This is a genomic window from Streptomyces flavochromogenes (assembly GCF_000717595.1).
In the GTDB taxonomy this organism is placed as follows: Bacteria; Actinomycetota; Actinomycetes; order Streptomycetales; family Streptomycetaceae; genus Streptomyces; species Streptomyces flavochromogenes.
Window position 1 is genome coordinate 1 of the sequence record NZ_JNZO01000070.1, and the last position, 6,862, is coordinate 6,862.

Sequence of the window (6,862 nt, forward strand, 5' to 3'; positions counted from 1 at the left end):
TACCCCGTCGAGCGCATGATGCGCGACGCCAAGATCACCCAGATCTACGAAGGCACCAACCAGGTCCAGCGCATCGTCATGGCCCGCAACCTCCCGTAATCGTCTGTCACTTGAAAGGAGCCAGGCCGTGACCCTGAGGATCGCTGTCTGTGTGAAGTACGTACCCGACGCGACCGGCGACCGCGGTTTCGCCGACGACCTGACGGTCGACCGCGACGAGGTCGACGGTCTGCTGTCGGAGCTCGACGAGTACGCCGTCGAGCAGGCGCTGCGGATCTCCGAGGAGTCCGACGACGCCGAGGTCACCGTCGTCACGGTCGGCCCGGACGACGCCAAGGACGCGCTGCGCAAGGCGCTGTCGATGGGCGCCGACAAGGCCGTCCACGTCAACGACGAGGACATCCACGGCTCCGACGTGATCGCCACCTCGGCGATCCTCGCCAAGGCCCTGGAGAAGACCGGCTTCGACCTGGTCGTCTGCGGCATGGCCTCGACCGACGGCACCATGGGCGTGCTGCCCGCGCTGCTCGCCGAGCGGCTGAGCCTGCCGCAGGTCACCCTGCTGTCGGAGCTGTCCGTCGAGGACGGCCTGGTGAAGGGCCGCCGTGACGGCGACGCCGCCACCGAGCTCCTGGAGGCCCCGCTGCCGGCGATCGTCTCGGTCACCGACCAGTCGGGCGAGGCGCGTTACCCCTCCTTCAAGGGGATCATGGCCGCCAAGAAGAAGCCGGTCCAGGAGCTCGACCTGGACGACCTGGACATCGACGCCGACGAGGTGGGCCTGGCCGGGGCGTGGACGCTGGTCGACTCGGCCACCGCCCGTCCGGCCCGCACCCAGGGCACGATCGTCACGGACGAGGGCGACGGCGGCAAGCAGCTCGCCGCCTTCCTCGCCACCCAGAAGTTCATCTGACCCACCGTCAGCCTGACACCCCACAGGAGCAACGAATCATGGCTGAGATCCTGGTTCTCGTGGACCACGCCGACGGTGCGGTCCGCAAGCCGGCCCTCGAACTGCTGACCCTGGCCCGCCGCATCGGCGAGCCCTCGGCGGTCGTGCTCGGCGCCGGCGAGGCCGCGGCCTCGATCGCCGCCACCGCCGGCGAGTACGGCGCGGCGACCGTGTACGTCGCGGACGGCGCCGAGTTCACCGACCAGCTCGTCGTCCCCAAGGTCGACGCGCTCACCCAGCTCGCGAAGGAGAAGGGGGCGGCCGCCGTCCTGGTGACCTCCTCCGGCGAGGGCAAGGAGGTCGCGGCCCGTGTCGCGCTCCGCCTCGGCTCCGGTCTGATCACCGACGCCGTGGAGCTGGAGGCCGGCGAGAACGGCCCGGTCGCCACGCAGTCCGTCTTCGCCGCCTCGTACCAGGTGAAGTCGACGGTCACGCGCGGCGTGCCGGTCATCACCGTCAAGCCGAACTCCGCCGCCCCGGAGGCCTCTTCGGCCGCCGGCACGGTCGAGAACGTCACCGTCGCCTTCACCGGCAACGCCGCGAAGGTCGTCGCGCGCACCCCGCGCGTCTCCACCGGCCGCCCGGAGCTGACCGAGTCCGCGATCGTGGTCTCCGGCGGCCGCGGTGTCGGCGCGGCCGAGGGCTTCGCTGTCGTCGAGAAGCTGGCCGACTCGCTCGGCGCGGCCGTCGGCGCCTCCCGTGCCGCCGTGGACGCCGGCTGGTACCCGCACTCCAACCAGGTCGGCCAGACCGGCAAGCAGGTCTCGCCGCAGCTGTACGTCGCGGCGGGCATCTCCGGCGCGATCCAGCACCGGGCCGGCATGCAGACGTCGAAGACGATCGTCGCGGTCAACAAGGACCCCGAGGCCCCGATCTTCGACCTGGTCGACTACGGCGTGGTCGGCGACCTCTTCGAGGTGCTGCCGCAGCTGACGGACGAGATCGGCGCCCGCTGACCCGTCCGCTCCGGATGACGCGAAAGGGGCGGGTGGTGGCACTCTGTGCCACCACCGACCGGCCTGCGACCGGTCACGCCGACCCCCGAGGAGACCTTGACCCGGACGCCGGGGCGCACCGCGTGCAGCGGCCCGTCGACCCGGCAGCGGACGGTGAAGCCCTCCGTCATGTACACCGGCCAGAGGTCGGCATCGGCGGCGGCGACCCCGCGCCGTACGGAGATCACGCCCTCGCCCTCGCTGAGTTCGGGGTTGAGATCGGTCGACCCGCAGGTCGGACAGAGCAGTCGCTGGAACGTCGTGGTGTGGCACCAGCGGCAGCGCTGGAAGTAGAGCTCGGCGTCGGGGCCCGCCTCCTCGGCGGCCTGGACGGCGGTCCCGCTCCTCAGTCCCATGTGGAACACGATGCCTTCTCCTTGCACTCGGCGGCTCGACCGTGCATGGAGTAAAGATATGGCACTGAGTGCCATCAAATAAAGACCTGAGTTCCCTCAATTAGAGATACCGCGAACCCCCGAGGGGGATCTCAGCTCTCGCCGAGGCTCGATTCCACCTCGCGCACCACGCGCCACATGGGGGTGGACCGCTTGGTGATCACCACGACGACGTCCTCCGCCTCCTCGGCCGGCGCGGCCACGACCGCGTCGGGGCTCCAGGTGCCGCGGACGAACTCCAGCGCGCTGTCCACCTCCGCCAGCGGGTCGCCCTCGCCGCCCGAGCGCAGCCAGTGCCGCAGGGCGTGGTTGTGGGCGGCGACCACGGCCGCCGCGGCCACGTTGGCGCGCAGGGTGCCGTCCCTGCGGTCGGCCCAGCGGGTGCGCAGATAGTCGCCGAGGGTCTTCTCGTAGCGCCAGACCACCGACAGCTCGTACGTGCGCAGCCCGGTCACCTCGCGGGTGAGCCGGTAGCGCTGCACGGAGAACGTCGGGTTCTCGGCGTACATCCGCATGACCAGGCGGGCGGCGCCGCAGACCCGGACCATGGGGTCGTCGGAGTCGGCGCTCGCCGCGAGGAAGCGGGTCATGTCGGCCAGGCACTGCTCGTGGTCGGGGAAGACCACGTCCTCCTTCGACGGGAAGTACCGGAAGAAGGACCGCCGGCCGACGCCCGCGAGGGTGACGATGTCGTCGACCGTGGTCTGCTCGTAGCCCCGCTCCAGAAAGAGCTGGAAGGCCGCGGCGATGAGGGAGTCCCGCATCGCGGGCTTCGTGGAGTTCGTCGACGCTGATCCGGCTGTTCCCATGGCCCGAACCTAACACCCGAAGCCCCACGACGCGGCACTAGGTGCCGGACAGATCCGGCACCCAGTGCTGCCGTGAGGGTACGGAGGCCCAGAGACGGCTGCGCCTCGGCTCAGCGGGCCGTCATCCGGAGCGCGCCGTCCATCCGGATCGTCTCGCCGTTGAGGTAGTCGTGCTCGGCGACCATCGTCACCAGGCGGGCGTACTCCTCCGGGCGCGCCAGGCGCTGCGGGAAGGTGACGCTCGCGGCGAGACCGGCCCTGACGTCCTCCCCGAACCCGGCCATCATCGGGGTGTCGACGATGCCGGGGGCGACGGTGACGACCCGGATGCCGAACTGCGCCAGATCGCGGGCGGCGGTGACCGTCATGCCGGCGACGCCCGCCTTGGAGGCGGCGTACGCGATCTGGCCGACCTGGCCCTCGAAGGCGGCGATGGAGGCGGTGTTGACGACGAGGCCGCGCTGCCCGTGCTCGTCGGGCTCGTGCCGGGCGATGGCCTCGGCGGCGAGCCGCATCACGTTGAACGTACCGATCAGGTTCACGTCGACCACGGCCCGGAACAGGGCGAGGTCGTGCGGTCCCTTGCGGCCCAGGATGCGGGCCGAGGGCGCGATCCCGGCGCAGTTCACGGCGAGCCGCAGCTCGGCGCCGTCGGCGTCGATCGCGGCGAGGGCCTCGCGGACCTGCTGCTCGTCGGTGACGTCCGCGGCGAGCAGCCGGACGCCCTCGGGCAGCTCCCCGGCGGCGGCCACGGCCTTGTCCAGGTCGAGTCCGTAGACCGTGGCGCCCCGGGCGGCGAGCGCCGCTGCAGTGGCGGCGCCGAGACCGGAAGCGGCACCGGTGACGAGAGCGGCGGAGCCGGCGATGTCCATGGAACTCCTCGTTCGTGTCGTGCGGGTGCGACCCTGCCGCCGGGTTGGCCGCCGGATCGGGCGCGTGCCCGCGGAGGACCGCGCGGTCCGCGCGATCTGCGCCGCCCACCATAGAACCGCAGGCCGCGCCCCCGGAAGCGGAACCAGGAGGACCGTCCGGGGGGCGCGTCGGCGCGACGGGTCAGAACGGCTTGGTCGGCAGGTACTTGCCGTCGAGCGTGATGACCGCGCGCTCCCCGCCCTCGGGGTCGGCGACCTTCCTCACGTCCAGCCTGAAGTTGATCGCGGAGATGATGCCGTCGCCGAACTCCTCGTGGACGAGGGCCTTCAGCGTGGTCCCGTAGACCTGGAGCATCTCGTAGAAGCGGTAGATGGTCGGGTCGGTGGGGATGCCGTCGAGGGAGCCCCGGGTGGGGATCGTCCGCAGCAGCCGCACCGCGTCCTCGTCCAGGCCGAGGAGCTCCGCGACGGCCCGCGCGGAGGGCTCGGGCAGGGCGTGCTGGCCGAGGACGGCGGCGGTGGTGAAGGCGACGGAGAGACCGGCGGCGTCGGCGATCTGCTGCCAGCTCAGGTCCTTGACGGTCTTGGCGGCGACGGCGGCGACGGCGAGCTCGTGACGGGCGGTGGGGTCGAACTGGGCGTGCACCATGAGAGGTACGTCCTTTCGGTGGCGATGCGCGAGTACTAGGGGTCGGTTGAGGCGAACGGGGTCGCTGTGCGCACGGAGGCGCGGTGCGGGCGGCGATGGCGGTCTCCGCACAGAGGCGCGGTGCGGGCGACATCGGCGGTCTCCGCAGAGAGGCGCGGTTCAGGCCGCGTAAGCGAAGGCCGCGGGGAGCTCTTCGACGGCGCCGTCGGCGATGTCGAAGACCCAGCCGTGGAGCCGTACGTCTCCCTGCGTCAGGGCGCGGGCCACGGAGGGGTGGGTGGAGAGGTTCGCCAGCTGTGCGGCGACGTTCTCCCGTACGAGCGCGGCCACGTCCCCCGCCCGTCCGGCGGCCGCGGTGCGGGCCAGGGAGGAGTCGGCGTGCCGCAGCCAGGCGGCGACCGCGGGCGCGCCGCTCAGGTCGCGGCCCTCGGCGAGCGCGGTCATGGCGCCGCAGGCGGAGTGCCCGCAGACGACGATGTCCCGCACGCCCAGGACGGTGACGGCGTACTCGACAGCGGCGGCGACGCCGTCGGTGCCCGGGGTGTGGGCGGGGACCAGGTTTCCCGCGGTGCGGACGACGAAGAGTTCGCCGGGGTCGGTCTGGGTGATGAGTTCGGGTACGACGCGGGCGTCCGAGCAGCCGATGAACAGGGTGCCGGGGCGGTGGACGGTGGCCAGGCGGGCGAAGAGCCCTGCCTTGGCGGGGAAGACGTCCCGCTGGAAGCGGGCGATTCCCTCGGCGAGATGAGGCATGCCTTCACCCTGCACGACCAGCACCTATAGCGTCCAAGACCCCTTGTCGATATCTGCCATAGCCGTCATCTATGGCTGCGGTTATCGTCGATGGCATGCAGCCGGAACTCCGTCATCTCCGCTATCTGCTCGCCGTCGCCGAGCACGCCAACTTCACCCGGGCCGCCGAAGAGCTCAGGATCGCCCAGCCCACGCTCTCCCAGCAGATCAAGCAGCTGGAGAGGACCCTCGGGGTGCTGCTCCTGGACCGCACCGGCCGCACGGTGCGCCTCACGGACGCCGGGGAGGCGTACGCGGGCTACGCGCGGCGCGCGCTCCAGGACCTGGCGGCGGGCGAGCGGGCGGTGCTCGACGTGCACGACCTCTCCCGGGGCCGGCTCCGGCTCGCCGCGACCCCCACCTTCACGTACCTCACGGGCCCGCTGGTCGCCGATTTCCACACACGGCACCCCGGGATCGCCGTGGAGGTGAGGGAGTCGCCCCAGGACCGCATCGAGGCCGAGCTCCTGGCCGACCGCCTCGACCTCGGCATCGCCTTCCGGGGCGACCATCTGCCGGGCATCGAGGGCACGGCGCTGTTCACCGAGACCCTGGGGCTCGTCGTCGGCCCCGGCCACCCCTTCGCCGGCCGCACCGAGCCCGTACCTGCCGAGGAACTGAACCGTCATCACCTCGCCCTGCTCAGCGAGGACTTCGCCACCCGGAGACATGTCGACGCGTACGTCTCCGAGCACGGCCTCCGGCCACGGATCGCGGTGGAGGCCAGCGCCGTCGGCGCGCTGACCGAGATCGTCCGGCGGACCGCGCTCGCCACCGTCCTGCCCGACGCCGTCACCCGGGACCATCCGCATCTGACCCCCGTCCCGCTCTCCCCCGCCCTGCCGACCCGCGGCGTCACCCTCCTCCGCCGGGCGGCCGGCTACCGCAGCGCGGCCGCGCGCGCCTTCACGGACCTCGCCCTCCACCGGCACCAGGAGGACCCGGACGGCGAGGGGGGTCAACCGATCGGTTGACTCCGGGGTCCACCGTTGCGGGCGAAGGAGGCAGCCGGGACGACGACCGGCGGCGACGGGGGACGGCCCCAGGATGGAGGAGAAGCGGGCCACGGAACACCGACGGCCCCCGCAGTCCACCGAGTTCACTGGAGCAGACCCCATGAAGCACGTGAAGAAGACCTCGCGCACCCGTGTCGTCACCGGTGGCGCGATCGTCGCCGCGCTCGCCCTCGGTGGCTTCGGTGCCTACTCGGCGAGCGCGACCGGCGAGAACACGGCGGCCGCCCCCGCCGCCGCGGTCGCCAAGGCGGACGCAAAGAACAAGAACACCACGCGGTCCACGCACCTGACGGTCGAGGCCGCGACGAAGGCCGCGCAGGCGACCCTGGACGCCGCCGAGAAGGAGAACCAGCGCGTCTCCGTGGCCGTCGTCGACCGCAAC

9 protein-coding genes and 1 pseudogene are annotated in these 6,862 nt (G+C 72.0%); 5 read left to right on the top strand and 5 right to left on the bottom strand.

Going from position 1 to position 6,862, the window contains the following annotated elements; all coding sequences use genetic code 11:
• The 3 genes from IF00_RS44685 to IF00_RS0140140 all read left to right on the top strand — a co-directional run.
• Positions 1-99, top strand: a 99-nt coding sequence (locus IF00_RS44685) for an acyl-CoA dehydrogenase family protein (RefSeq protein ID WP_155525297.1), incomplete at its 5' end; no start/stop codon positions are given.
• 28 nt (positions 100-127) lie between these two features.
• Positions 128-913: an electron transfer flavoprotein subunit beta/FixA family protein gene (locus IF00_RS0140135; protein ID WP_030327022.1), complete on the top strand. Its 786-nt coding sequence runs from the start codon at positions 128-130 to the stop codon at positions 911-913.
• A gap of 38 nt (positions 914-951) precedes the next feature.
• The gene (locus IF00_RS0140140; RefSeq protein WP_030327024.1) at positions 952-1,908 is read left to right on the top strand and encodes an electron transfer flavoprotein subunit alpha/FixB family protein; all 957 of its coding nucleotides are present in this window, start codon (positions 952-954) and stop codon (positions 1,906-1,908) included.
• Here the strand turns inward: IF00_RS0140140 and IF00_RS0140145 are convergent.
• The 5 genes from IF00_RS0140145 to IF00_RS0140165 all read right to left on the bottom strand — a co-directional run bounded on the left by IF00_RS0140145 (position 1,842) and on the right by IF00_RS0140165 (position 5,425).
• The gene (locus IF00_RS0140145; RefSeq protein WP_245234792.1) at positions 1,842-2,303 is read right to left on the bottom strand and encodes a zinc ribbon domain-containing protein; all 462 of its coding nucleotides are present in this window, start codon (positions 2,301-2,303) and stop codon (positions 1,842-1,844) included. The two genes, IF00_RS0140140 and IF00_RS0140145, sit on opposite strands and share 67 nt — an antisense overlap.
• Positions 2,304-2,434: 131 nt before the next feature.
• Complete coding sequence (locus IF00_RS0140150; RefSeq protein ID WP_030327028.1) at positions 2,435-3,151, bottom strand: TetR family transcriptional regulator; 717 nt, start codon at positions 3,149-3,151, stop codon at positions 2,435-2,437.
• 110 nt (positions 3,152-3,261) lie between these two features.
• Complete coding sequence (locus IF00_RS0140155; protein ID WP_030327030.1) at positions 3,262-4,023, bottom strand: SDR family NAD(P)-dependent oxidoreductase; 762 nt, start codon at positions 4,021-4,023, stop codon at positions 3,262-3,264.
• 181 nt (positions 4,024-4,204) lie between these two features.
• The gene (gene cynS / locus IF00_RS0140160; RefSeq protein ID WP_030327032.1) at positions 4,205-4,672 is read right to left on the bottom strand and encodes a cyanase; all 468 of its coding nucleotides are present in this window, start codon (positions 4,670-4,672) and stop codon (positions 4,205-4,207) included.
• 159 nt (positions 4,673-4,831) lie between these two features.
• Positions 4,832-5,425, bottom strand: coding sequence for a carbonic anhydrase (locus tag IF00_RS0140165; RefSeq protein ID WP_030327034.1), 594 nt, complete (start codon positions 5,423-5,425; stop codon positions 4,832-4,834).
• A gap of 95 nt (positions 5,426-5,520) precedes the next feature.
• On the opposite strand from IF00_RS0140165, the gene cynR reads away from it, so the two are divergent.
• On the top strand, positions 5,521-6,438 hold the full coding sequence (cynR, locus tag IF00_RS0140170) for a transcriptional regulator CynR (protein ID WP_030327036.1): 918 nt from the start codon (positions 5,521-5,523) through the stop codon (positions 6,436-6,438).
• A gap of 151 nt (positions 6,439-6,589) precedes the next feature.
• Positions 6,590-6,862: pseudogene (locus tag IF00_RS0140175) on the top strand (heme-binding protein); the annotation flags it as partial.